The 24479-nt window shown below is 72.9% G+C and carries 20 protein-coding genes; 13 read left to right on the top strand and 7 right to left on the bottom strand.

The window, feature by feature from the left end; genetic code table 11:
* Positions 1-77: 77 nt before the first annotated feature.
* Complete coding sequence (locus tag ACIQOE_RS08860; RefSeq protein WP_401410599.1) at positions 78-1331, top strand: MFS transporter; 1254 nt, start codon at positions 78-80, stop codon at positions 1329-1331.
* On the opposite strand, the gene ACIQOE_RS08855 is transcribed toward ACIQOE_RS08860, so the two are convergent.
* Positions 1267-1722 (bottom strand): universal stress protein, encoded by a 456-nt coding sequence (locus ACIQOE_RS08855; protein ID WP_351313973.1) that lies wholly within the window; start codon positions 1720-1722, stop codon positions 1267-1269. The genes ACIQOE_RS08860 and ACIQOE_RS08855 overlap by 65 nt on opposite strands.
* Positions 1723-1954: 232 nt before the next feature.
* Between ACIQOE_RS08855 and lysX the strand changes: the two genes are divergently transcribed.
* Together lysX and ACIQOE_RS08845 are read left to right on the top strand one after the other, a co-directional pair.
* Complete coding sequence (gene lysX, locus ACIQOE_RS08850) at positions 1955-5227, top strand: bifunctional lysylphosphatidylglycerol synthetase/lysine--tRNA ligase LysX (protein WP_401410597.1); 3273 nt, start codon at positions 1955-1957, stop codon at positions 5225-5227.
* Between the two features lie 150 nt (positions 5228-5377).
* Positions 5378-6211 carry a polysaccharide deacetylase family protein gene (locus tag ACIQOE_RS08845; RefSeq protein ID WP_351313967.1) on the top strand — a complete coding sequence of 278 codons (834 nt, stop codon included), beginning with the start codon at positions 5378-5380 and terminating at the stop codon, positions 6209-6211.
* 50 nt (positions 6212-6261) lie between these two features.
* On the opposite strand, the gene ACIQOE_RS08840 is transcribed toward ACIQOE_RS08845, so the two are convergent.
* Positions 6262-6936, bottom strand: a complete 675-nt coding sequence (locus ACIQOE_RS08840; RefSeq protein ID WP_351313964.1) for a class F sortase — start codon at positions 6934-6936, stop codon at positions 6262-6264.
* A 350-nt stretch (positions 6937-7286) separates the two neighbouring features.
* Between ACIQOE_RS08840 and ACIQOE_RS08835 the strand changes: the two genes are divergently transcribed.
* Positions 7287-8231: a hypothetical protein gene (locus ACIQOE_RS08835; protein WP_365559636.1), complete on the top strand. Its 945-nt coding sequence runs from the start codon at positions 7287-7289 to the stop codon at positions 8229-8231.
* A gap of 82 nt (positions 8232-8313) precedes the next feature.
* On the opposite strand, the gene ACIQOE_RS08830 is transcribed toward ACIQOE_RS08835, so the two are convergent.
* From ACIQOE_RS08830 to ACIQOE_RS08820, 3 genes are all read right to left on the bottom strand, one after another.
* Positions 8314-9018, bottom strand: a complete 705-nt coding sequence (locus ACIQOE_RS08830; protein ID WP_401410594.1) for a hypothetical protein — start codon at positions 9016-9018, stop codon at positions 8314-8316.
* Between the two features lie 231 nt (positions 9019-9249).
* Positions 9250-10014, bottom strand: coding sequence for a DUF4239 domain-containing protein (locus ACIQOE_RS08825; protein WP_362643534.1), 765 nt, complete (start codon positions 10012-10014; stop codon positions 9250-9252).
* Between the two features lie 31 nt (positions 10015-10045).
* Positions 10046-10174, bottom strand: coding sequence for a hypothetical protein (locus tag ACIQOE_RS08820; RefSeq protein ID WP_401410592.1), 129 nt, complete (start codon positions 10172-10174; stop codon positions 10046-10048).
* A gap of 757 nt (positions 10175-10931) precedes the next feature.
* Between ACIQOE_RS08820 and ACIQOE_RS08815 the strand changes: the two genes are divergently transcribed.
* From ACIQOE_RS08815 to ACIQOE_RS08800, 4 genes are all read left to right on the top strand, one after another.
* A complete protein-coding gene (locus tag ACIQOE_RS08815) occupies positions 10932-11903 on the top strand; it encodes an SCO0930 family lipoprotein (protein WP_351313949.1) in 972 nt (323 codons plus the stop codon).
* Between the two features lie 279 nt (positions 11904-12182).
* Positions 12183-12995 (top strand): SAM-dependent methyltransferase, encoded by an 813-nt coding sequence (locus ACIQOE_RS08810; RefSeq protein WP_351313946.1) that lies wholly within the window; start codon positions 12183-12185, stop codon positions 12993-12995.
* Positions 12992-15127: an EAL domain-containing protein gene (locus ACIQOE_RS08805; RefSeq protein ID WP_351313943.1), complete on the top strand. Its 2136-nt coding sequence runs from the start codon at positions 12992-12994 to the stop codon at positions 15125-15127. The genes ACIQOE_RS08810 and ACIQOE_RS08805 overlap by 4 nt, the downstream gene beginning before the upstream one ends.
* A gap of 94 nt (positions 15128-15221) precedes the next feature.
* Complete coding sequence (locus ACIQOE_RS08800) at positions 15222-15722, top strand: hypothetical protein (RefSeq protein ID WP_401410589.1); 501 nt, start codon at positions 15222-15224, stop codon at positions 15720-15722.
* A 35-nt stretch (positions 15723-15757) separates the two neighbouring features.
* On the opposite strand, the gene ACIQOE_RS08795 is transcribed toward ACIQOE_RS08800, so the two are convergent.
* On the bottom strand, positions 15758-16642 hold the full coding sequence (locus ACIQOE_RS08795; protein WP_351313937.1) for a LysR substrate-binding domain-containing protein: 885 nt from the start codon (positions 16640-16642) through the stop codon (positions 15758-15760).
* A gap of 119 nt (positions 16643-16761) precedes the next feature.
* Here ACIQOE_RS08795 and ACIQOE_RS08790 point away from each other — a divergent pair, with 119 nt between their 5' ends.
* The 5 genes from ACIQOE_RS08790 (at position 16762) to ACIQOE_RS08770 (ending at position 22076) form a co-directional block, all read left to right on the top strand.
* Complete coding sequence (locus tag ACIQOE_RS08790; RefSeq protein ID WP_351315965.1) at positions 16762-17433, top strand: succinate dehydrogenase; 672 nt, start codon at positions 16762-16764, stop codon at positions 17431-17433.
* Between the two features lie 2 nt (positions 17434-17435).
* On the top strand, positions 17436-19385 hold the full coding sequence (locus tag ACIQOE_RS08785; protein ID WP_365567582.1) for a fumarate reductase/succinate dehydrogenase flavoprotein subunit: 1950 nt from the start codon (positions 17436-17438) through the stop codon (positions 19383-19385).
* Positions 19382-20131: a succinate dehydrogenase/fumarate reductase iron-sulfur subunit gene (locus ACIQOE_RS08780; protein ID WP_351313934.1), complete on the top strand. Its 750-nt coding sequence runs from the start codon at positions 19382-19384 to the stop codon at positions 20129-20131. Before ACIQOE_RS08785 ends, ACIQOE_RS08780 begins: the two co-directional genes overlap by 4 nt.
* Before the next feature lie 308 nt (positions 20132-20439).
* The gene (locus tag ACIQOE_RS08775) at positions 20440-21213 is read left to right on the top strand and encodes a GNAT family N-acetyltransferase (protein ID WP_399009473.1); all 774 of its coding nucleotides are present in this window, start codon (positions 20440-20442) and stop codon (positions 21211-21213) included.
* Positions 21213-22076 (top strand): lysophospholipid acyltransferase family protein, encoded by an 864-nt coding sequence (locus ACIQOE_RS08770; RefSeq protein ID WP_365567580.1) that lies wholly within the window; start codon positions 21213-21215, stop codon positions 22074-22076. The genes ACIQOE_RS08775 and ACIQOE_RS08770 overlap by 1 nt, the downstream gene beginning before the upstream one ends.
* 57 nt (positions 22077-22133) lie before the next feature.
* Here the strand turns inward: ACIQOE_RS08770 and ACIQOE_RS08765 are convergent, their stop codons facing one another.
* Positions 22134-24470, bottom strand: coding sequence for an ATP-binding cassette domain-containing protein (locus tag ACIQOE_RS08765; RefSeq protein ID WP_401410585.1), 2337 nt, complete (start codon positions 24468-24470; stop codon positions 22134-22136).
* Positions 24471-24479: the final 9 nt, after the last annotated feature.

Here is a 24479-nt window from a genome sequence, read left to right as displayed (position 1 = left end):
TGGCGAGGGACCGGCGAGTTGTTTGATTCGGCGGCCACCAGCACGTTTTCATGTCCCGGGTCAACGGGAGGTTGTGCATGGGACGGCGGTTCGGGTGGCTGTGGGCCGCGTACTCGGTCAGCGTGCTGGGGACCTGGCTCGCGTTCGACGCGTTCCCGCTGATCGCGGTCCTGGTGCTGCACGCGAGCGCGGCCCAGGTGGCGCTGCTCGCCGCGACCGGGCCCGCCGTGGGCGCCGCGCTGGCGGTACCGCTCGGCCCCTGGGTGGAGTTCCGGCGCAAACGGCCGGTGATGGCGGGGATGGACCTCGTCCGGTGCGCCGCGCTGCTCAGCGTGCCCGCCGCCTACCTCCTCGGCGCCCTCGGCATCGGCCAGCTGATAGCCGTCTCCGTGGTGGTCGCCGCCGCCGACATCACGTTCAACGCGGCCTCCGGGGCCTTCCTGAAGTCGCTCGTGCCGCGCGACCGGCTGCTGACCGCGAACGCCCGCTTCGAGTCGACGATGTGGACCGCCACCGTCCTCGGTCCCCCGCTCGGCGGCGCCGCCATCGGCGTGCTCGGCCCGATCACGACGGTGGTCGCGAACGCGGCCAGCTTCCTGCTGTCGGCGCTGGGCATCCGGGCCGTCGGCGGCGGCGAGCCGGCCCCCCGTGACAGAGGAGCCGCCCGCCCGCGGGCCGCCGACCTGCTCGACGGCTGGCGGCACATCCTCACCAGCCCCGAGCTGCGGCCCCTGTTCCTGAACGTGGCCCTGGTCAACGGCCTGATCATGGCCACCGCGCCGCTGCTGGCCGTCCTCATGCTCGGCCCGCTCGGCTTCCCGCCCTGGGAGTACGGCCTCGCCTTCGCGGTGCCCTGCCTGGGCGGCCTGGTCGGCTCCCGCCTGGCCCGCCCGCTCGTCGCCCGTCACGGACAGCGCCGGGTCCTGCTGGCCTTTGGCGCGCTGCGCGCCGCGTGGTCCCTCGGGCCGGCCCTCGTCCGTCCCGGCCTGCCCGGACTGCTGATCGTCATGGTCACCGAGTTCGGGCTCATACTCTGCGCCGGCGTCTTCAACCCGGTGCTCGCCACCCACCGGCTCGACCACACCCCGGACGACCTGACCGCCCGCACCCTGTCCGCCTGGTCGGTCGGCACCAAGGCCTCCATCGCCGCGCTGACCGCCCTGTGGGGAGCGCTGGCGGCCCTCGCCGGAACGCGCACCGCGATCGCCGCGGCCGGGGTCCTGCTGCTGGTCACCCCGGCCCTGCTCCCGCGCGCCGCGGACCGGGCTACGGCACCACCGTCACCGGCCACCGTCCCGCCTTCACCAGACGGATCGCCACCGAGCCGATGAACCGGTGGCCGGCCTGCTCGGAGGCGCCCACCACGACGGCGTCCGCCTTCAGCTCGTCGGCCGCCTTCGTCAGGCCGGTGTAGGGGTCACCGCGGAACGTGTGGAACTCCCAGCGCACCTCGAATATCCCCTTGAGCCGCTCGGCCGCGTCCCTGATCTGGGCGACCAGGTCCTCCGCGATCTCGTCGGTCGTCTCCGCCACCGGCGCCCCGAGCGCGGCGCCGGCCGCCAGCACCGGCTGCACGTAGACGACGGCGAGCAGGGCATGCTGCCGCCGGGCCAGACCGGCGGCGTAGGAGGCCGCGTGCCACGAGGAGTCCGAGCCGTCCACGCCGACCACGATGACCTTCGGCCCGTCCGTGCCCCGCTCGAACTGGTGTTGTTCCGCCACGCCCCGAGGCTATCGGAATCCACCGGTCCGGTGAGTGTCCGGGGTGGCCCGCCGCGAGTCGTACGGGCGCGGGTCGGCGGGGGCTTCTCGCGCAGTTCCCCGCGCCCCTTTCAGGGACGCGCACATGGCCCTCCCGAAGGGGGCGCGAGCAACCGCCCACCAGCCCGCAGCCGCCCTGCGCGCTCCGGCCGTTCGACGGGCGAGTCCGGCGGGCGCTTCCTACAGTCGGAGCATGAGTGCCGCCGTCGAGCCCGCCCCGGGCAAGGACACCGCGGGGCCGGTGCGCCCGCCCCGCGGCGGGCGGACGGCCTGGGTGCCGGAGGCCTTCGGGACCTTCTTCGGCGCCCTCGCCCTGCTGTGCGCCCTGCTCTCCTTCATCGCCCCGCTGCGCGCCCTGCTCCGTCCGGTCGTGCACTTCCTCAACGCCGTCGTGGTGCCCGTCAGCCCCAACCTGGCCTACGCCGTCTTCCTGTTCCTGCTGGCCGGGGCCACCGCCGCCCGCAAGAAGCTCGCCTGGTGGCTGGTGGTGGTCTACCTCGGCCTGCTGGTGCTGGCGGACGTCCTGACGGTCGCCTTCGGCTTCGACTGGTACTCCTTCAGCTCACTGCTGGTGTGCGGATCCGCCCTCGCGCTGCTGATCGTGGCCAGAGGCGAGTTCTACGCCGCCTCGCGCCGGGCCGCCGTGCGCCGTGCCGTCGGCGTCCTGCTCGTCGGCCTGGTCGTGGCGATCCTGGCCGGCTGGGGCCTGGTCTCGCTCTTCCCCGGCTCGCTCCCGCACGGCCAGCACCTGGCCTGGGCGGCCGACCGGGTCTGCGGCGGCCTCGTCGACGGCGGCAGCTACGGCGGGCGACCGCCCCGTTTCGTCGCCTTCATGCTCGGCCTCTTCGGCGCCCTGGCCCTGCTCAACGCCGCCGCCACCCTGTTCCGTTCACAGCGCCTGGAAGCGGCCCTGCACGGCGACGAGGAGTCCCGCATCCGCGCCCTCCTGAAGGCCTACGGCGACCGGGACTCGCTCGGCTACTTCGCCACCCGGCGCGACAAGGCCGTCGTCTTCTCGCCCAGCGGCAAGGCCGCCGTCACCTACCGGGTCGAGGCCGGCGTCTGCCTGGCCAGCGGCGACCCGGTCGGCGACCCGGAGGCCTGGCCGCACGCCGTCGGCGCCTGGCTGGAGGTGGCCCGCCGGCACGCCTGGGTGCCCGCGGTGATGGGCGCCTCCGAGGACGGCGCCAAGGCCTACGTCCGCGCCGGGCTCGGCGCCCTGCAACTGGGCGACGAGGCGATCCTGCACGTCGCCGGCTTCGACCTCGGCGGCCGGGAGATGCGGGTCACCCGCCAGGCCGTCAACCGGGTCCGGCGGTCCGGAGCCACCACCCGGGTGCGCCGGCACGCCACGCTCACCGAGGCGGAGATGGAGGAGGTCGTCGACAAGGCCGACGCCTGGCGCGACACCGAGACCGAGCGCGGCTTCTCCATGGCCCTGGACCGGCTCGGCGACCCCGCCGACGGCGACTGCCTGCTCGTCGAGGCCCTCGCGGAGGACGGCCGGCTGCTCGCCCTGCTCTCCTTCGTGCCCTGGGGCGGCGACGGCGTCTCCCTCGACCTGATGCGCCGCGACCGCGCCGCCCCGAACGGCGTCATGGAGTTCATGGTCGCCGACCTGTGCGCGGCCGCTCCCCGGCTCGGCGTGCGCCGCGTCTCGCTGAACTTCGCCGTCTTCCGCTCGGTCTTCGAGGAGGGCGCCCGCATCGGCGCCGGACCGGTCCTGCGCCTGTGGCGCCGCCTGCTGCTGTTCTTCTCCCGCTGGTGGCAGCTGGAGGCCCTGTACCGCTCCAACGCCAAGTACCACCCCGAGTGGTACCCGCGCTTCATCTGCTACGGCGAGACCGGCTCCCTCGCCCGGATCGGCGTCGCCTCCGGAATCGCCGAAGGCTTCGTCTCCGTACCCTCGTTGCGCAAACTCTGGGGAAAAGGGCACCCGAAGAACGGACCGCGCCCCGTCGAGGCACCGCGGTCCTCACCGGTGCCCGGTCTCGACGGAGGGGACGAGGCCGGGCCCGGAGCCCCGGCACCCGGCCTGCCCGACCAGTTCCGCGTCCGGCGCGGCACCCTGGACCGGCTGCGCGCGGCGGGCGTCGACCCCTATCCGGTGGGGGTCCTGCGGCCCACCCGGGCGCTCGCCGACGTCCGCGAGGGCGAAACGGCCACCGTCGCCGGACGGATCATGCTGGTGCGCGACTTCGGCGGCATCGTCTTCGTGACCCTGCGCGACTGGTCGGGCGACCGCCAACTCGCCCTCACCCGAGCGGAGTCCGGCGCCGCCCTGGCCCGCTTCACCGCCGACACCGACATCGGCGACCAGATCACCGCCACCGGCCGGGCCGGCCTCAGCGACCGGGGCGAGCCCACCCTCTTCGTCACCGACTGGCAGCTCACCGCCAAGTGCCTGCGCCCGCTGCCCGACAAGCACCGGGGCCTGGCCGACCCCGAGGCCAGGGTCCGCCGCCGCTACCTCGACCTCGCCACCAGCCCCGCCGCCCGCGCCGTCGTCCGCGCCCGCTCCGCCGCCGTACAGGCGCTGCGCCAGGGCCTCCTGGACCGCGGGTACCTGGAGGTCGAGACGCCGATGCTCCAGCAGATCCACGGCGGCGCCAACGCCCGCCCCTTCACCACCCACATCAACGCCTACGACCTCGACCTGTACCTGCGCATCGCGCCCGAGCTGTACCTGAAACGGCTCTGCGTCGGCGGGATGGAGAAGGTCTTCGAACTCGGCCGCACCTTCCGCAACGAGGGCGTCTCCTACAAGCACAACCCCGAGTTCACCATGCTGGAGGCCTACCAGGCGTACGCCGACTACGACGTGATGCTCGGCCTGGCCCGCGAACTGATCCAGGGCGCCGCCACCGCCGCCTGCGGTTCGCCGGTGGTCCGCCGGGACGGACGGGAGTACGACATCTCCGGCGACTGGCCGGTCAAGACCGTGTACGGCGCGATCTCCGAGGCGCTGGGCGAGGAGATCGGGCCCGGCACCGAGCTGCTGCGGCTGCACCGCCACTGCGACCGGACGGGCGTGCCGTACACCGCCGACGACGGGCCCGCCGACGTCGTCCTGGAGATGTACGAACGCCTGGTGGAGGAGCGGACCCAGCTGCCCACCTTCTACAAGGACTTCCCGACCGAGGTCTCCCCGCTCACCCGGCAGCACCGCACCGACCCGAGGCTCGCCGAGCGCTGGGACCTGGTGGCCTTCGGCACCGAACTCGGCACCGCCTACTCGGAGCTGACCGACCCCGTCGAGCAGCGCCGCCGGCTGACCGCGCAGTCGCTGCTCGCGGCCGACGGTGACCCCGAGGCGATGGAGCTGGACGAGGACTTCCTGGACGCCCTCGAATACGGCATGCCGCCGACCGGCGGTCTCGGCATCGGAGTCGACCGGCTGGTCATGTTCCTCACCGGTCTGACGATCCGCGAGACGCTGCCCTTCCCGCTGGTCCGCCGCCGCTGAAGACCGCCCGCCGCCCCGACACACCGACGGCCCGCGGGACTTGGCGAATTCTTTCCGAAACCTTCCTGCACTGGTCCGTGCGGGTGTTTTCGAGCCGCCGCACCGGTGTCGAAGTGGTGCGCCCCAGCCCGGCCGGGCGACTGATGAGTCATGCAGAAGGATCAGTTGTTCACCCGGCGCCGGCTGCTGCTGGCCGGCGCCGCAGCTCTGGGCGCGGCGGGCACCGCGGGACTCGTAGTGGCGAGCGACGGCGAGGAGGCGGCGGGCACCGTCGCCCCGGCCGCCGGTCCACCGGCCCGCCAGGCGCCCAAGTCCTCGGCCTTCCGGCTCCAGCCGCTCACCGGATACGGCCCGCCGCCGGCCGCGCCGCGCAAGCTCAAGGTCCGCAAGGAGCCCATCCTGCGGATCTCCGGGACCGGCCGCCGCATGATGCTCACCTTCGACGACGGCCCCAACCCCGCCTACACCCCGCACATCCTGGACACCCTCGCCAAGTACGGCGTGCGCGCGATGTTCTTCCTGTGCGGGGAGTGCATCGTGGAGAACCGGGAGCTGGTGGCCCGGATGGCCGCCGAGGGCCACGTCGTGGGCAACCACACCTGGACGCATCCGCTGCTGACCACCCTGAACCGCCGGGAGATCCGCGACGAGATGGAGAGCACCAGCGACGCCATCGAGGACACCTACGGAGAACGCCCGCAGTGGTTCCGCGCCCCCTACGGAGCCTGGAACCGCGCGGCCTTCCAGCTCGGTGCCCAGATGGGCATGGAGCCCATGGCCTGGACCGTGGACAGCACCGACTGGACCACGCCGGGCACCCGCACCATCGTCGACACGATCGAGAGCGGCGCCGCCCCCGGTGTCGTGGTCCTCTCCCACGACGCCGGGGGCGACCGCTCGCAGAGCGTCCAGGCCCTGCGCGAGTACCTGCCCTACCTGCTGGACAACGGCTACCACCTGACCGTGCCGCGCCGCCGGACCTGAGCCGGACCGGGCCCGTCCGGCGGGTCCTGGCCCGCCCGGCCGGGTCCGCCTCAGCGGGCCTCGACCAGGCGGGCGAAGACCACCACGTTCCCGTCGTAGCCGTTCTGCTTCGAGAAGCCGCCGCCGCAGGTGATGACCCGCAGTTCCGGTGTGCCCTTGGAGCCGTAGACCCGGTCCCCGGGGAAGTCGGCCTTGGCGAAGACCTCGATGCCGTAGATCTCGAACACCGCGGTCCTGCCGTCGGTGCGGTCGACCTCGATGCGGTTGCCCTTCTTCAGCGAACCGAGGCCGTAGAACACCGCCGGCCCCTTCGTGTTGTCGACATGGCCGACGATCACGGAGGTGCCCTTCTCACCGGGCGAGACGCCCCCGGTGAACCAGCCGGCCAGGTTCGGGTCGTCCGGCGGCGGTGCCGCGACCCAGCCGTCCGCGTCCAGCCCCACCGCCATCACGGGCGCGTCCACCCGGATCGCGGGGATCCGGACCCGGTTCGCCGCCGAGTACGGCAGCGAGGCCGCCGCGGTGGCGAAGGTGTCAGGGAGCGTGCTACGGCTGTCCGGGGCGGCGGCCGAGGCCGGCTGCGGCGGACCGACGTCGAACTCCCCGGAACCGTTGCGGATGAGGGCCAGGCCGGTCAGCAGGACGAGCGCTATGACGCCCCAGGGGGCACGCTTGCGCCGCCGCTCCTCCTCCTCGGCCAGCTCGGAAAGTTCGGATGCAGACATTCGCCATCCCCTCTCGACACGGCCGCCGCGACATCCGCAGCGCGCCGGTCCGCGGCGCGCATGGGAAAACGCTAAGTCCCGCGCGCGTGTGCGGCGACGGGGCGGCGGGCGAACGGGTGGCCCGTGCGCGCTTCGGTGCGCCATCCGAGTTGCCGTTCCCAGGATTTTTCTGACGGTCCGTGACCTGCGGCAATATCCGATTGTGTGCTTTTCGTTCGGCGTGTCCGCTCACCAGGACGGACCATTCTCGACATGCGGGCGTGTTCACGGCATCTGAGGGTCTATGCGGGAGGTGCTTTCTCGCCGATCTACCGGGGACGGTTCCCGGGGCGCCTTCCGCGGAGGAAGAGATGCGAAACTCACGTGCCCTCGCGGCCGCGTGCACGGTGGTCGCCGTGCTCGGCGTCGCCGCCCCCGTGGCCGTCGCCGACGGCCTCGGCAATCCCGGCGGCCCGCCCAACACCCAGGCCCCGGTCGTCGGCGGGACCGGCGTCGCCCCCGGGGTCGGCGGCGTCGGCGGAGTAGGCGGTGTCGGCGGGGTGGCCCCGGGCGTGGGCGTCGCCCCCGGTGTCGGTGTGGCGCCCGGGATCGGCGTCGCTCCCGGCTTCGCGGTCCCCGGTGTCGTCGTTCCCGCCTACGGCGTCGGCGGGTTCGGCCGCGGCGGGCGGGGTTGCGAAGGGTTCGGCGGGCGGGGCGGCGACGAGGGCGGCTGGCGGGGCGGCGAGGGATCCGGCGGGCGGGGCGGAGACGGGTTCGACGACGGCTTCGGCGGCCGCGGGGACGGCGGCAGGGGCGACGACGGTCGCGGGGACGGCGGCCGGGGCGACGGCGGACGGGGCGACGGCGGTCGCGGTGAGGGCGGTCGCGGGGACGGCGACTTCGGCTTCGGCTGCGGTGGCGAGGGGGCTCGCGACATCGTCGCCCAGCCCCGGGCGATCACGAGCGGTTCCCGTCTCACCGTCACCGTCAACGGCTGCCGCAGCGGCGTCATGTACTCCCGTGCGTTCCGGTCGACGTCGCTGTTCCCGTTCGGCGGCGACATGGCGCGCGGTGTCGCGACCATCGAGCGGGACGCCCGTCCCGGTCCGTACGACCTGACCGTCCGCTGCGACGGGCGGACGCTGACCCGGTCGTCCGCGTTCTACGTGCTGGGCGGGGTCAGGGGCGGCCTCGGCGGCAGCGTCTCCAGCGGTGCCACCCCGGCCGACATGGCGATCGGCGGCGGGCTGGTGGGCGCGGCCGTGCTCGCCGGCTGCGGGTTCTGGCTGCGCCGCCGGCACGAGAAGCGGCTCTGAACCGTGCGGCCCGTCCTCGCCCCAACCCCCGCGTGGGTGCGGGGCGAGGACCCGCACGGCCGGTTCGCGGACCGGGAGGCGCTCAGGCACCGTCCTCGCCGGCCCGCCGGCGTGCGATGCGGTACGCGGTGCCGACCGACGCCGTGACGAGCAGGGCCCCGAGGCCGATCTCCCTGAGGTCGAACCCGGCGACGCTGCCGCCGGCCCCCGCGCGCACGCCCCGGTCGGGCTGGAGGGGCTGGGTGCCGGATCCGGTGAGCCCGTCGCCGTCGCCGCCGGTGAGGTCGTCGGACCCGTCGTCCGTCAGGCCGTCCGTACGGGAGCCGGTGTGAACCCCGGACTGGCCGTCGGTGGCCCCGTCGGTGCGGCCGTCGGCCCGGACGCCCGTCCCGTCGTCGGCGCGTCCCGACGACTGCGTGCCCGCGATGCTGAGTTCGGTCGACCCCCGCGTACCGTCGCAGTCGACCGTCACCCGGTACGAGGTCTGCGATCGCGCGTCCGGGTGGACCGTGGCCGCCACCGAGTCCCGCCCCTGAGGGATCCGGACGGTGTCGAACACGTCGGAGCTGACCGTCGCGGCGCCCCGGCAGCTCTCGTCGCGGCTCAGCTGCAGACTGATCCGGCCGCCGGCCGTGACGGTCGACGGCGTCACGCGGACGCCGAAGGAGGCCTGCCGGCCGGCGTCATGGTCCCCGCCGCTCTCGTCGTCCGTGAGGGCGGCCGGAGCGCCCAGGACGAGCGCTCCGATCCCGAGCAGCGCGGCCGAGGCCAGGCGTATTGCGTGCATGCTGGTTCCTCCGGTCCCCGAGGAGCTGTCCGCGGATCCGTTCCGCTCGTGCCGGAAATGCACCTCGATGTCTGGAACGCTAGGAACATCCGTACAGGCGCGCGAACGCAGTAGCGCGAACGGGGGACGCCGGTGCGCCGGACGGGTGACCCGGACGCGGCACCCGGGGGACGGCCACGGCGTGGCGCGCCGCGGTGTCCTCCGGACGCCTTCGGGTGTGCGGGTCCTCCGCTAGCCCCTGAGGTGCGGGAAGAGGTTCAGGAACGGCTGCGCCGTGGCGGTGATGCCGCGGCTGTACGGTTCGTCGAAGTCCCAGATCAGGAAGAGCATGAAGGCGATGGTCGCGGAGAACAGGCCCGCCAGGATCAGTTCGCGCCGGGTGCGCCTGATCTGCAGCGCGAAGATCATGCCGACGGTGATCACGGCGCCGGTCAGCAGCCCCACCCACACCACGCTCGGCATGGTCGCCCCGGTCGCGTCGGCGCGGGCGCTGCGCGACTGGTCGACGGCGGCCACCTGGTCCACCAGCGGCTGGTAGGCCTGCGCCTCGAAGTCGCTCTTCGGCTGGTAGTCGGTGACGTCCTGACGGAGCGTCGCGAGCAGTTCCGCGCCGCGCGTGCTGAGCCGGCCGTGGTCGGCCATCTCCTTCCACTCCTTGTCGACGACCTGCTGGGTGTAGGCCTCGACGTCGGCGCGGATCCGGTCGCGGGTGTCGGGCGGATACACCCGGACGCGCTCATAGATCTCGTGCAGCGCCTGCGCCTCCGCCTGGACGTGGTCCTGGGCGGCGCTGCGGGCCTCCCACACGCCGGCCACCGCGAGGCCGAGGACGATGGCGTAGATGACTCCGATCCACATGGTCATGTATTCGATGACGTCCGGCGTCTCGGAGGGATCCTCGTCCTCCGCCGCCCTCTTGTGCCGTACGAGGGTGATGACGACGACCACGGCACAGGCCGCGAGCATCGCGAGGACGAGAACAAGCCAATCCGGCAACGGAAGCCTCCAGGAGGGTGTGGGCCGCCCGTCAGCGCGCGCGGAACGCGGCGATGGCGAGGATGGCGGGTACGGCGATGAGCAGGACGTAGGTGACCGGAGAGGTGCGGTTCGGGGCCGCGCTCGCGGTCGACTGGACGTGGTACGGCGGGTAGGTCACCGGGGTGGGTGAGGGCCGGGGGGTGGGCTTCGGCGGCGGGGTCGGGGTGGGCGTCGGCCTCGGCGCGGGCCGGTGCACGGGCCTGGCGGCCGGTGGCGGCGGTGGCGGGGGCGGTGCGGGGGCCGGCGGGACGGGCCGCGGCTTCGGCGCCGGTTTCGGCGTGGGCTCGGGCTTCGGCGTCGGCTTGGGGCGCGGGGTGGGCTTCGGAGGCGGCGGTGGAGGCGGGGGAGGCGGGGGAGGCGGTGTGGGAGTGGGTGGGGGAGTGGGTGTGGGGCAGGGCGGGGGTTCGGGAGGCGGGCAGAGCGGTGGTGTCGGCCAGGAGTCGCCGGCCACGGCCACCGCCTGGACGCCGTCGGGTCCCGCCGAGGCGTAGGCGCAGGCGTCGGCCGACGCCGTGCCGACCGGACAGCCCACCAGGGTCCAGGTCAGCGTCAGCAGGGCCAACACCTTCGGGACGGGCGCGAGTCGGGTCGCTTCGGGTGCGTGCACGACCGAGATCATGAGGCGCTGGATGCCGTCGTACGCCGGAGTGCGGAGGGATTGGCCCGAACGGGGTACAGGTGGCGTAAACCGGTTTGAATCACATGACGTGAGACATGGCTCGAAGCGTACGTCCGTGCGGACGGCGCGCCGGGGGCGCGGTGTCCGGAAAGAAATTTGTGCGCCCGTTGAACACTCCGGGCCCCCGAATCCGTACCTGGTGTCGTGCGGCGGCGCACAGGCGCTGCAATATCCAGGCGATTATGGGGAGTTGAAGATGAAGACCTCCTGGAGGAGCGCCTCTTTGGTGGCCACGGCCGCAGGCGTGCTGGCGTTGACGACAGGATGCGGCCAGGACAATGTGACCACTCCGTCCTCGGCGGCCCAGAACGTCGGTGCCACCGCTCCGGCCGGCGTCGGCAACGTGGGCAGCGTGACCAGCCCCTCCACCGGTGCCGGCAACGGGTACGGCGCCGACGGCAGCCAGGCCTCGGGCTCGCCGGCCCCGGTCGCCCCCGCGGGTGAACTGAGCGTCGCCAGCAACCCGGACCTCGGCAAGGTGCTGACCGACAGCAGCGGCCTGACCCTCTACCGCTTCGACTCCGACACCGCCAAGCCCCCGAAGTCGAACTGCGACGGCGGCTGCGCCACCACCTGGCCGCCGGTGCCCGCCGACGACGCGAGCGCCGGTGCGGGCATCGACAAGGCGCTGCTCGGCGAGGTCACCCGCACCGACGGCACCAAGCAGCTGACCGTGGGCGGCTGGCCGGTGTACCGCTACGCCAAGGACGTGAACGCCGGTGACGTCAACGGCCAGGGCGTGGGCGGCAAGTGGTTCGCGACCGCCCCCGACGGCAAGAAGGCCACCCTGGCCGACCTGCCGGGCCTGTCGGTCCGCAAGGACGCCAAGCTCGGCGACATCATCGTCGACAAGAACGGCATGACGGTCTACCGCTTCATCAAGGACAAGGCGTGGCCCAAGTCCGTCTCGAACTGCACCGGTGACTGCCTCGCCAAGTGGCCGGCCGTCGCGGAGGTCGCCACGAACGACACCAAGGGCATCCAGAAGAAGGGCCTGATGGGCTTCACCCGCCCCGACACCGGCCAGAAGCAGATGACGGTCAACTGCTGGCCGATCTACACCTTCTCCGGCGACGCGAAGGCCGGGGACACCAACGGGCAGGGAGTCGGCGGCACTTGGTACGCCGTCTCGCCCGAGGGGAAGCTGGTCGGCGCGCCCGGCGCGTAGGCCCTGCGGGGCGCGAGCCCCGAGCGACGGCGCAGGAGCCCGCCCTCTCCGGACCGCACGGAGGGGGCGGGCTCCCGTGCGTGCGCCGGGCGCCGGAGCACGGATGTGCAATGCGTCGCACCCGCAATCGGCGGAATGCCCGAACACCCCCAAAGCGCACCCGGAATTCCCAGGTGGTGACCGGGAACGGACGGTCAATTTCCGGTTCCACTCGCCCAGTTCGCAGGCGATCAGTAGCCTCTGGTCGAACACCGGATCGCCTCAGCCTTGGAGAGATACATGGAGCGTCCCGCCTGGGCCCCACGAAGCATCGACATCTCGGTGCCGAGCGTTTCGCGTATCTACGACTACTACCTGGGCGGTTCGCACAACTTCGAGGTCGACCGGGAGGCGGCCCGCAAGGCGATGGCACACCTGCCGGGGCTGCCGAAGATCATGCAGGCCAACCGCGCCTTCATGCGCCGCGCCGTGCGGTACGCCGCGGGCGCCGGCATCGAGCAGTTCCTGGACATCGGCTCCGGCATCCCGACCTTCGGCAACGTCCACGAGGTGGCGCAGGCGGCGCGCCCCGGCGCGCACGTGGTCTACGTCGACCACGATCCGGTGGCCGTGGCCCACAGCGAGGCCGTGCTCGCGGGCAACGAGGGCGCGGACGTGGTCGCCGCGGACCTCCGCAAGCCCCAGGAGATCCTGTCGAGCCCCCAGGTCGAGCGTCTCATCGACCTGAATCGGCCAGTGGCGCTGCTACTCGTTGCCATACTGCACTTCGTGGAAGACGCGGACGACCCGTACGGAACAGTGGCACAGTTGCGCGACGCACTCGCGCCGGGCAGCCTGCTGATCCTCACGCACGCCTCGTACGAGCGGATCCCGCTGGCTCCCGAGCGGGCCGAGAGCGCGGTGGACGTGTACAAGGACATCCGCAACCCGCTCATCATGCGTTCGCGAGACGAGATCGCACGGTTCTTCGAGGGGTACGACATGGTGGAACCCGGACTGGTGCCGATGCCGCACTGGCGGCCGGAGTCGGCGCCGGAGGACGAGGATCCGTACGCCTTCGCCGGATTCGCCGGCGTGGGGACCGCGGCGTGAGCGCGGAGCCGGACGGCCCGGAGGACAGACTGCGCCGGTTCGCGACGATCTGGAGCCGGGCGGTGTTCCCGGTGACCTCGACGTCCCTGACCCGGCCGGAGTTCGAGGCACAACTCCTCCCGCTGGCACGCCGGCTGAGCGAGGTGCTGCTCGCGCACGGCTTCGAGGCCGAGGAGGCCCGGCAGGTGGGGGCCGCGCTGATCGACGCGCACTGCACCGACCCCGAGGCGCTCACCCGCACCCTCGACTGCGTCGACGCCTACCTGGCCCTGTACTGCGGCGGGGACGGCCCCCAGGACGAGCTGCGGATGCGCTCCTCGCGGATCCAGCACGCGATGGCCGCCGGATTCGCCCAGGCGCTGCGCGAACGCACCCTGGCCGAGCAGGAGGCCATCGCGCAGGCCGCGCTGCGGGCCCAGGGCGTGGTCGCCCAGGCGCTGCACGCCAGCGAGGCACGGTTCCGCGCCGTCTTCGAGGGCGCGGCGATAGGGATCGGCATCGCCGACCTGGACGGCAACGTCCTCCAGGTCAACGGCGCGCTGCTGCGCATGTTCGGCGGCTCCGAACAGACCCTGCGCGGCCGCAAGGTGATGGAGTGGGCGCATCCCGAGGACGCGCCCCAGACCTGGCGGCTCTACGAGGAACTGGTCCGCGGCGACCGCGAGCACTACCACGTCGAGAAGGCGTTCAACCGCTCCGACGGGACGGTCCTGTGGACCAACCTGACCGTCTCCCTGCTCCGCGACGCGGACGGCGAACCGCAGTACCAGCTGGCCCTCATGGAGGACACCACCGAGCGCCGGCTGCTCAACCTGCGGCTGCGCTACGAGGCCACCCACGACGCGCTCACCGGCCTGCCCAACCGCACGCTGTTCTTCGAGCGCCTGGAGAAGGCCCTGGCCGCCGGCGAGGGCCAGCGCTTCGGGCTGTGCTACCTCGATCTGGACGGCTTCAAGACCGTCAACGACAGCCTCGGCCACTCGGCCGGCGACCGGCTGCTGGTGGAGGTCGCCGACCGGCTCCAGTCCTGCGCGACCGCGCCCGGCGAGATGGTCGCCCGCCTCGGCGGCGACGAGTTCGTGGCGCTGACCACCGGACCGGGCACCCAGCGGGAGGTCGACGACCTCGCCGACCGCATCATGAACGCGCTGATCACCCCGATCAGCATCGACGGCCGTGAACTCATGGTCCGCGGCTCCATCGGCATCGTGGAGGGCCCGGCGGGCGAGCGGACCCCGGCCGAGGTGCTGCGCAGCGCCGACATCACGATGTACCGGGCCAAGTCGGCGGGCGGCAACCGCTTCGAGCTGGCCGACCCGGAGGCCGACGCCCGCGCCATCACCCGGCACGGCCTGACCACCGCGCTCCCCGCGGCCCTGGACCGGGGCGAGTTCTTCATCGAGTACCAGCCGCTGGTCCACCTCGGCGACGGCAGCGTGCGCGGCGCCGAGGCGCTGGTGCGCTGGCTGCACCCGCAGCACGGCGTCCTCGGCCCCGACCGGTTCATCCCGCTCGCCGAACACACCGGCCTCATCGTGCCGCTCGGCCGCTGGGTCCTGGAGGAGTCGATCCGCCAGGCCCGCGAATGGCGGGAGCGCTACGGCGCCGCGGACCCGCTGCGGATCAACGTCAACCTGTCGCCGTGCCAGCTCACCCACCCCGGCCTGGTCCAGGACACGGTAGACATCCTGGAGCGGGCCGGAGTCGCCCCCGACGCCCTGTGCCTGGAGGTCACCGAGTCGGCGCTGATCGGCGCCGACGACGATCTCCTCAAACCGCTGCGGCGGCTCGCCGAGATGGGCGTCGACATCGCGCTGGACGACTTCGGCACGGGCTACTCCAACCTCGCCAACCTGCGCCGCCTGCCGGTCAGCGTCCTCAAGCTGGACCGCTCCTTCACCCAGAGCATGCAGCAGTTCCCGGCGGACCCCGTCGACCTCAAGATCGTGGAGGGCATCGTCTCCCTCGCCCACAGCCTGGACCTCGCGGTCACGGTGGAGGGCGTGGAGACGGGCGCGCAGGCAGAACAGCTGCGGATACTGGGCTGCGACACGGCCCAGGGCTGGTACTACGCCCGCCCCGGCCCGCCGGAACGCCTGCACGACCTGGCCCTGGTGGACGCGACGGGCTGACCGGCGCGGCCGGGAGCGCACGGGTGTGCCCTCGACGCCTTCGTCCCCGTGCGGTCCGGTATGTCGGATACAGTGCCCGAAACGGAGGTGTCCGATGTCCGCAGAGGCAGCCGCGCCGGGGTCCCTGAGCGATGTGTACGCCCATCAGGTCCGGGCCGATCTGGAACGGGTCGAGGCGGAGATCGCCCGGACCGAGGCACGTCTGGAGGCCCTGCGCGCGGACCGTCTGCTCCTCGGCCGGCTGTGGGAGAACCTCGGCGCCGCCGAAGGGGCCGCGGTCCCCAGGGCCCGCGACGTCCGGTCCCGGCAGCCCGCCCCCGCCCCGGTCGCTCCGGAGCCCGGCCCGGCGTCCCGCGGGCCGGCGGCCCGGCGGGGTTCGGTCCGGGACGCCGTCGTGCGGTTCCTGCGCGCCTGCGAGCAACCGGTCTCCGTGAACGACATCTTCGCCGGGCTGCCCGGCACGGTGCGGTCCTCGGGGAAGGTCGTCGTACGCAACGCCGTCGAGGCCCTGGTCGCCAAGGGGGACGCGGAGCGTTCGCGGGAAGGCCAGTCGGTCCGCTACACATGGGTCGCCGCGGCGGACGCCGACGCGTAGCACGGGCCCGGCGCACGGCGGCGGGTGCGCGCCGCTCACCTCTCCAGCAGCATCCGCTGCAGCTCCCGCGCGGCCCGCGGCGGAGCCACGTCGCTGCGGTGCGCCAGGGCGATCGTGCGGTGCAGACCCGGCCGGGCCAGCGGAGTGACCCGCAGCCCCCGCCCCGACCGGGCCGCGACCATCCGCGGCACCACGGCCACCCCGAGCCCGGCCCGCACGAACCCGAGCACGGCGTCCATCTCGCCGCCCTCGACGGCGAACTGCGGCTCGAAACCGGCGGAGCGGCACGCCGCGACGGTCAGCTCCCGCAGGTCGTACCCGTGCCGGAACATCACCAGCCGCTCGCCCTCCAGGTCGGCGATCTGCACCCCGCCGCGTCCGCGCCCGGGAGCCGTCGCCTCCGGTGAGGACACCACCACCAGGTCCTCCCGCAGCAGCTCCACCGTGGTCAGCGCGGGCGAGGCCGGCGGCAGCGGCAGCACGATCAGCGCGAGGTCCAGCGCCCCGCGGGCCAGCTCCCGCACCAGGTCGTGGGAGCCGCTCTCCTCGATGAGCAGCTGGATGCCCGGGTAGCGGTCGTGGAAGGCGCGCAGGACGTCCGGCAGCAGTCCCGTGCACAGACTCGGCGTCGCCCCGAGCCGCACCCGGCCGCTCCGCAGCTGCACCAGCTCCTGCACCTCGTGCCGGGCGGTGTCCGCGTCCGCGAGGATCCGCCGGGCCAGCGGCAGCAGCGCCTCGCCCGCGTCGGTGAGCGTGATGTTGCCCCTGGCGCGCAGGAAGAGATCCGCTCCCAGTTCCCGCTCCAGCGCCTTGATCTGCTGGGACAGCGAGGGCTGGGCGACGTGCACCAGCTCCGCGGCGCGGGTGAAGTGACGGGTCTCCGCCACGGCGACGAAGTACTGGAGCTGCTGGAACTGCATGAGGACACGATAGCTGGTGGCTATCGAATCAAGCCGTACCATGTCTTGGACCGATCGGGTCCCGGCGGCCTACCGTCCTGCACATGGCTCTGGCAACGCGGACGGACCGACGGCCGTCCATGGCACGCACGATGTGGGACAGCTCCGTCGGCAAGAAGACCGTGATGGCCGTCAGCGGCCTGGTCATGCTGCTCTACCTGGTCGCGCACGTGATCGGGAACCTGAAGATCTTCTTCGGGGCGGGCGAGTTCAACCACTACGCCCACTGGCTGCGCACCGTCGGCGAACCCTTCATGCACTACGAGTGGACGCTCTGGCTCGTCAGGATCGTCCTGGTCGTCGCCGTGGTCGCCCACGCCACGTCCGCGTACCAGCTCAGCCGCCGTGACCTCAAGGCGCGTCCCGTCGCGTACGTGCACGGCAGGCGCCGGGCCGGCTACGCGACGCGCACCATGCGCTGGGGCGGGATCATCCTCGCCCTCTTCATCGTCTGGCACATCCTGGACCTGACCACCGGCACCGTGCACTCCGGCGGCTTCCAGGAGGGCCACCCGTACCAGAACGTCGTGGACACCTTCTCCACCTGGTACGGCAACGTCATCTACATCGTCGCGATGCTCGCCCTCGGCCTGCACATCCGGCACGGCTTCTGGAGCGCGGCCCAGACCCTCGGCGTCGGCAGCCGCACCCGCGACCGCGCCCTGAAGGCCACGGCCGACGTCCTCGCGCTGCTGCTCACGGCCGGCTTCATCGCCGTCCCCGTGGGTGTCATGACCGGAGTGGTGAGCTGAACATGACCGACTACGCGAACTACACGACCGGCGAGGCCGTCACCGACGGCAAGGCCCCTTCCGGGCCGGTCAACGAGCGCTGGGACAAGCGCCGTTTCGAGGCCAGGCTGGTCAACCCGGCCAACCGGCGCAAGCACACGGTGATCGTCGTCGGCACCGGACTCGCGGGCGGCTCCGCCGGGGCCACGCTCGCCGAACAGGGCTACCACGTCGTCCAGTTCTGCTACCAGGACTCCCCGCGCCGCGCCCACTCCATCGCCGCGCAGGGCGGCATCAACGCGGCCAAGAACTACCGCAACGACGGCGACTCCGTGCACCGGCTGTTCTACGACACCGTCAAGGGCGGCGACTTCAGGGCCCGGGAGTCCAACGTCCACCGGCTCGCGCAGATCTCCGTCGAGATCATCGACCAGTGCGTGGCCCAGGGCGTGCCGTTCGCCCGCGAGTACGGCGGCCTGCTGGACACCCGGTCCTTCGGCGGCGTCCAGGTCTCCCGCACCTTCTACGCCCGCGGCCAGACCGGCCAGCAGCTGCTCCTCGGCGCCTACCAGGCGCTGAGCCGGCAGATCGCCGCCGGGAACGTGGAGATGCACCCGCGCACCGAGATGCTCGACGTGATCGTGATCGACGGCCGGGCCCGCGGGATCGTGGCCCGCGATCTGATCACCGGGAAGATCGACACCTACTTCGCGGACGCCGTCGTCCTCGCCAGCGGCGGCTACGGCAACGTCTTCTACCTGTCGACGAACGCCATGAACTCCAACGCCACCGCCGTCTGGCGGGCGCACCGCCGCGGCGCGTACTTCGCCAACCCGTGCTTCACCCAGATCCACCCCACCTGCATCCCGCGCACCGGGGACCACCAGTCCAAGCTCACCCTGATGAGCGAGTCGCTGCGCAACGACGGCCGTATCTGGGTGCCGAAGGCCAAGGGCGACACCCGGCCCGCGAACCGGATCCCCGAGGACGAGCGCGACTACTACCTGGAGCGCATCTACCCGTCCTTCGGCAACCTGGTCCCGCGCGACATCGCCTCCCGCGCCGCGAAGAACGTCTGCGACGAGGGGCGCGGCGTCGGCCCCGGCGGGCAGGGCGTCTACCTCGACTTCGCCGACGCCATCGCCCGGCTGGGACGGGGGGCCGTCGAGGCCAAGTACGGCAACCTCTTCGACATGTACCAGCGGATCACCGACGAGGATCCCTACCAGGTGCCGATGCGGATCTACCCGGCCGTGCACTACACGATGGGCGGCCTGTGGGTCGACTACGACCTGCAGACCACCGTGCCCGGACTGTTCGCGGTCGGCGAGGCCAACTTCTCCGATCACGGCGCCAACCGGCTCGGCGCGAGCGCGCTGATGCAGGGCCTCGCCGACGGCTACTTCGTCCTGCCGGCGACCATCAACGACTACCTCGCCCGCAACCCCCACCAGGACGCGGTGACCGACGAACACCCCGTCGTGCAGGAGGTGCTGGCCGAGACCGAGGACCGGCTGAACCTGCTGCTGTCCGTCGACGGCGACCGCACCCCCGACTCCTTCCACCGCGAACTCGGCGAACTCATGTGGGAGTTCTGCGGCATGGCCCGCACGGACGCGGGACTGCGCAAGGCGCTGGAGCGCATCCCGCAGATTCGCGAGGAGTTCTGGCGCCGGATCAAGGTGCCGGGCACCGGCGAGGAGTTCAACCAGTCCCTGGAGAAGGCCAACCGCATCGTCGACTACCTGGAACTGGCCGAGCTGATGTGCCTCGACGCGCTGCACCGCGCCGAGTCCTGCGGCGGCCACTTCCGGGAGGAGTCCCAGACACCGGACGGCGAGGCCGCCCGCCGGGACGACGAGTTCTCCTACGCGGCCGCCTGGGAGTTCACCGGCACCGGGGACGCCCCCGTGCTGCACAAGGAAGACCTGGTCTTCGAGTACGTCCACCCCACCCAGCGGAGCTACGCATGAGGCTCACCCTGCGCGTCTGGCGGCAGAAGAACGCCGACGCCGACGGCGCGATGTCCACCTACGAGGTGGACGGCATCTCGTCGGACATGTCCTTCCTGGAGATGCTCGACACCCTCAACGAGGAACTCATCCTCAAGGGCGAGGACCCGGTCGCCTTCGACCACGACTGCCGTGAGGGGATCTGCGGCGCCTGCTCCCTGGTGATCAACGGGGACGCGCACGGCCCGGAGCGCACCACCACCTGCCAGCTGCACATGCGGTCCTTCCGGGACGGCGACACGATCGACGTCGAGCCGTGGCGGGCCGCCGCCTTCCCGGTGGTCAAGGACCTGGTCGTCGACCGGTCCGCGTTCGACCGGATCATCCAGGCCGGCGGCTACGTCACCGCGCCCACCGGTGCCGCGCCGGAGGCGCACGCCACGGCGGTGCCGAAGGCCGACGCCGACTTCGCCTTCGAGCACGCGGAGTGCATCGGCTGCGGCGCCTGCGTGGCGGCCTGCCCCAACGGGGCCGCGATGCTGTTCACCTCCGCCAAGGTCAACCACCTGAACGTGCTGCCCCAGGGGGCGCCCGAGCGGGAGACGCGGGTGCTGGACATGGTGGCGCAGATGGACGACGAGGGCTTCGGCGGCTGCACGCTGACCGGGGAGTGCGCGACCGCCTGCCCGAAGGGCATTCCGCTGGTGTCCATCACGAGCATGAACAAGGAGTGGCTGCGGGCCACCCGGAAGGCCGGGAAGCGGTAGCGCCGCACGAGGCGCTTACATGAACGTTCGCCGACACGTGCGGACGGGCGGGGCCGGGGCTGGTGCTCCCCGGCCCCGTTTCGCCGTGACCGACGGCCCTGCCGGGGGCGCGCAACGACGCGGCCGGGTCACGGTAGCGTTGCTTCGGCGCGTCCATCAGGACACGCGCGGGGGTGCCGCACCCCCCGAATCCCGGCATTCAGCAGCCGCACATCCACGGGTCCCGCGCACGTCACGCCGAGTCCAGCCTGCCAAGGAAGAAAGCAGGTGCAGATTTCCTCAGCTTCCGCTCGGCGCAGGAGACCTCCATGACCGCCATGCCCGCCTCACCCCCTGCTCTCGCCGCCCCGACCGGGGACTCCGGCTACCTGGTGCAGCTCGCCCGCGACGAGGACGACGTCCGCGCCGCACAGCGCCTGCGCCACCAGGTGTTCGCCGGAGAGATGGGCGCCCGGCTCGACGGGCCGGAACCGGGTCTCGACGTGGACGCCTTCGACGCGTTCTGCGACCACCTGCTGATCCGGGAAGCCCTGACCGGCGAGGTCGTCGGCACCTACCGGCTGCTGCCGCCCGAACGCGCCGCCGTCGCGGGCCGCCTCTACTCCGAGGGCGAGTTCGACCTCGGCCCGCTCGCCGCCATCCGCCCCAACCTGGTCGAGGTCGGCCGCTCCTGCGTGCACCCCGCGCACCGCGACGGCGCCGTGATCGGCCTCATCTGGGCCGGCATAGCCCGCTACATGGTCGACCGCGGCCACGAGTGGCTGGCCGGCTGCTGCTCCGTCCCGCTCGCCGACGGCGGCGCCCTGGCGGCCGCCACCTGGGAGCGGGTGCGCGACAAGCACCTGGCCCCGGAGGAGCTGCGGGTACGACCGCTGCGCCCCTGGACGCCCGAGGGCCCGGCCCCCGAGGGCCGCGCCGAACTCCCCGCGCTGCTCCGCGGCTACCTGCGGCTCGGCGCCTGGGTCTGCGGCGAGCCCGCCCACGACCCGGACTTCGGGGTCGCCGACATGTACGTCCTGCTGTCGATGCGCCGCGTCAACGCGCGCTATCTGCGGCACTTCCTCTCGCTCGTCCCGGCCTGATGAGCGTCTGGCTGCCCAGCGCGCCGTGCACGCCCGGCGCCTGCGTCGAGTCCGCGAGGTCGCTCGCCGTCCTGCCGCGTGCCGTGCTGCGGTTCACCGCGGTCCTGGCCCTGATCGTCGTCGCGGTCCTGCTGCTTCCGCTCGGCGGCCGGATCCCCACCGCGTGGGTGCGGCGGTTCTCCCGGCTGGTCGTCCTGGCCGCCGGGGTCCGGATCAGAACCAACGGCAGCGCCCCGGCCACCGGCGGTGTGCTGCTCGTCGCCAACCACATCTCCTGGATGGACATCCCGCTGCTGGCCTCCGTACGGCCCGCCCGGATGCTCGCCAAGAAGGAGATCCGCGACTGGCCGGTGGCCGGCGCGCTGGTGGCCGGTGCGGGAGCGCTCTTCATCGACCGGGACCGGCTGCGCGCGCTGCCGGACACCGTCGGACGGATCTCCGGCGCGCTGCGGGACGGCGCCGCAGTGGTCGCCTTCCCCGAGGGCAGCACCTGGTGCGGCCGCGCGCAGGGCCGGTTCCGCAGGGCCGTCTTCCAGGCCGCCCTGGACGCCGGCACCCCCGTGCAGCCGGTGCGGCTGCACTACCGGCGGGAAGCGGGCGAGGCCAGCACCGTGCCCGCCTACGTCGGCGAGGACACGCTGCTCGCCTCCGTGTGGCGCGTGGTGTCGACCCGCGGCCTGGTCGCCGAGGTGGACGTCCGGCCGCTGATACCGGCCGGCAGCCACCCGGACCGCCGCACCCTCGCCCGCGCCGCCCAGCCGGTGACCCACGAGCCGGCCTGGACGCACGCGGCCCTGGTCAGCCCCGGCACGGTCGCGCAGCGGCCGCTCTCCCCGTGGAGCCTGAGCGAGTCGACGCCGTAGCCGTCGGCGGGCCGGGCACGCCCCGGCCCCCGGAACGGCCCGGACCGGCGCGGGTGGTCAGCCGGCGAGGGCGCGGGACAGATAGGGCGCCGTGACGCTGCCCGCAGCCCGCGCGACCTCGGCCGGCGGGCCCGCCGCGACGATCCGGCCGCCCCGGTCCCCGCCGCCAGGACCCAGGTCGATCACCCAGTCCGCGCCCGCCACCACCGCCATGTCGTGCTCGACCACCACGACCGTGTGCCCGGCATCCACCAGCCCGTGCAGCTGGCGCATCAGCACCTCGACGTCCGCCGGATGCAGGCCGGTCGTCGGCTCGTCGAGCAGGTAGAGGGTGTGCCCGCGCCGCCCGCGCTGCAACTCGCCGGCCAGCTTGATCCGCTGGGCCTCGCCGCCGGACAGCTCCGTGGCCGGCTGTCCCAGCCGCAGGTAGCCGAGACCCACGTCGAGCAGCGTGTCCAGACTGCGGGCCACGGCCGGTGTGTCCGCGAAGAACTCCGCCGCGCTCTCCACGGTCAGGTCCAGCACCTCGGCGATGTTCCGCCCCCGGTAGGTCACTTCGAGCGTCGCGGGGTTGTAGCGGGCACCGCCGCAGTCCGGGCAGGGCGCGTAGGTGCTGGGCAGGAACAGCAGCTCCACGCTGACGAAACCCTCGCCCTGGCAGGTCTCGCACCGTCCGCCGGCCACGTTGAAGGAGAACCGTCCCGCGCCGAAACCGCGCTCCCGCGCCTGATCGGTGGCCGCGAACACCTTCCGTACGACGTCGAACAGCCCGGTGTAGGTCGCCAGGTTGGAGCGCGGGGTGCGGCCGATCGGCTTCTGGTCCACCGACACCAGCCGTTCGACCCCGTCCAGTTCCTCGCTGATCTCGCCGATCAGCGTCGACTTGCCCGACCCGGAGACCCCGGTGACGGCGGTGAGGACCCCGAGCGGGAACTCGGCCGTGACCGACCGCAGGTTGTGCCGGGTGACCGGGCCGACCTTCAGCCGGCCTGCGGCCGGACGGAGTTCGCGCGCCGGAGCGGGCCCCGTCGCGAACAGGAAGCGGGCGGTGGCGGACTCCGCGACCCCGGCCAGCCCGGCCACCGGCCCGCTGTACAGCACCCGGCCGCCGTGCTCGCCGGCGCCCGGACCCACCTCCACCAGCCAGTCGGCGCCGCGCACCACGTCCAGATGGTGCTCGACGACGAACACCGAGTTCCCGGCCTCCTTGAGCCGGGCCAGGACCGTCAGCAGCGCCTCGGTGTCCGCCGGGTGCAGCCCGGCCGACGGCTCGTCGAGGACGTAGACGACGCCGAACAGCCCGGAGCGCAACTGCGTCGCCAGGCGCAGGCGTTGGAGTTCGCCCGCGGAGAGCGTGGGGGTCGCCCGGTCCAGGCTCAGGTAGCCGAGGCCGAGTTCGACGACCGGGGCGATCCGGGCGGTGAGGTCCTCGGTGAGCACCCGCGCGGTCTCCGTGGCGGGACCGCCGAGCAGCCCGGCCAGCCCGGTCAGCGGCACGGCCGCCAGCTCGGCGATCGTACGGCCCCCGAAGGTCACGGCGAGCGACTCGGGCCGCAGCCTGCTGCCGCCGCACACCGGGCACGGCGCGCTCGTCAGGAACCGCTCCGCCTTCGCCCGCAGGGCCGGGCTCCGGGAGTCCGAGAAGGTCTTCATGACGTACCTGCGCGCGCTCATGTACGTGCCCTGGTAGGGCCGTTGGATGCGGTCGGCGTCCCGGACCGGGTGCACCGTGACCACCGGCTGCTCGTCCGTGAACAGGATCCACTCCCGCTCCGCGGCGGGCAGATCGCGCCAGGGCCGGTCCACGTCGTGGCCGAGCGCGTCCAGCACGTCCCGCAGGTTCTTGCCCTGCCAGGCGCCCGGCCAGGCGGCGATCGCGCCCTCCCGGATCGACAGCGACGGGTCGGGGACCAGTGACTCCTCGGTCGTCCCGTGCACCCGCCCGAGGCCGTGGCACTCCGGACAGGCGCCCGCCGCCGTGTTGGGGGAGAACGCGTCGGAGTCCAGCCGCTGCGCGCCCGGCGGATAGTCCCCGGCGCGCGAGAACAGCATCCGCAGCGAGTTGGAGAGGTTGGTGAGGGTCCCGACCGAGGAACGGGAGGTGGGCGCCGAGCGGCGCTGCTGGAGCGAGACCGCCGGCGGCAGCCCGCTGATGTCGCCGACCTTCGGCGCGCCCACCTGGTGGATCAGCCGGCGCGCGTACGGGGCGACCGACTCGAAGTAGCGCCGCTGGGCCTCGGCGTAGACGGTCCCGAACGCCAGCGACGACTTGCCCGACCCGGAGACCCCGGTGAAGACGGCCAGCACGTCCCGGGGGATGTCCACGTCGACGCCCCGGAGATTGTGCTCCCGGGCGCCGCGGACGCGGACGTACGGATCATGAGAGCTGTGCATGGAGGGAGA

It is taken from the genome of Streptomyces sp. NPDC091282 (assembly GCF_044757385.1).
GTDB classification, from domain to species: Bacteria; Actinomycetota; Actinomycetes; order Streptomycetales; family Streptomycetaceae; genus Streptomyces; species Streptomyces gramineus.
The sequence above is the reverse complement of the archived record's forward strand: the minus strand, read 5'-3'. Positions and strand labels throughout refer to the sequence as shown.

Excerpts from the sequence above, each read along its gene's own strand:
- ACIQOE_RS08860 (WP_401410599.1), top strand. The coding sequence starts at position 78 with ATGGGACGGCGGTTCGGGTGGCTGTGGGCCGCGTACTCGGTCAGCGTG.
- ACIQOE_RS08765 (WP_401410585.1), bottom strand. The coding sequence starts at position 24,470 with ATGCACAGCTCTCATGATCCGTACGTCCGCGTCCGCGGCGCCCGGGAG.
- ACIQOE_RS08775 (WP_399009473.1), top strand. The coding sequence starts at position 20,440 with ATGACCGCCATGCCCGCCTCACCCCCTGCTCTCGCCGCCCCGACCGGG.
- ACIQOE_RS08790 (WP_351315965.1), top strand. The coding sequence starts at position 16,762 with ATGGCACGCACGATGTGGGACAGCTCCGTCGGCAAGAAGACCGTGATG.
- ACIQOE_RS08815 (WP_351313949.1), top strand. The coding sequence starts at position 10,932 with ATGAAGACCTCCTGGAGGAGCGCCTCTTTGGTGGCCACGGCCGCAGGC.
- ACIQOE_RS08845 (WP_351313967.1), top strand. The coding sequence starts at position 5,378 with ATGCAGAAGGATCAGTTGTTCACCCGGCGCCGGCTGCTGCTGGCCGGC.
- ACIQOE_RS08785 (WP_365567582.1), top strand. The coding sequence starts at position 17,436 with ATGACCGACTACGCGAACTACACGACCGGCGAGGCCGTCACCGACGGC.
- ACIQOE_RS08800 (WP_401410589.1), top strand. The coding sequence starts at position 15,222 with ATGTCCGCAGAGGCAGCCGCGCCGGGGTCCCTGAGCGATGTGTACGCC.
- lysX (WP_401410597.1), top strand. The coding sequence starts at position 1,955 with ATGAGTGCCGCCGTCGAGCCCGCCCCGGGCAAGGACACCGCGGGGCCG.
- ACIQOE_RS08770 (WP_365567580.1), top strand. The coding sequence starts at position 21,213 with ATGAGCGTCTGGCTGCCCAGCGCGCCGTGCACGCCCGGCGCCTGCGTC.
- ACIQOE_RS08840 (WP_351313964.1), bottom strand. The coding sequence starts at position 6,936 with ATGTCTGCATCCGAACTTTCCGAGCTGGCCGAGGAGGAGGAGCGGCGG.
- ACIQOE_RS08835 (WP_365559636.1), top strand. The coding sequence starts at position 7,287 with ATGCGAAACTCACGTGCCCTCGCGGCCGCGTGCACGGTGGTCGCCGTG.
- ACIQOE_RS08795 (WP_351313937.1), bottom strand. The coding sequence starts at position 16,642 with ATGCAGTTCCAGCAGCTCCAGTACTTCGTCGCCGTGGCGGAGACCCGT.
- ACIQOE_RS08830 (WP_401410594.1), bottom strand. The coding sequence starts at position 9,018 with ATGCACGCAATACGCCTGGCCTCGGCCGCGCTGCTCGGGATCGGAGCG.
- ACIQOE_RS08810 (WP_351313946.1), top strand. The coding sequence starts at position 12,183 with ATGGAGCGTCCCGCCTGGGCCCCACGAAGCATCGACATCTCGGTGCCG.
- ACIQOE_RS08780 (WP_351313934.1), top strand. The coding sequence starts at position 19,382 with ATGAGGCTCACCCTGCGCGTCTGGCGGCAGAAGAACGCCGACGCCGAC.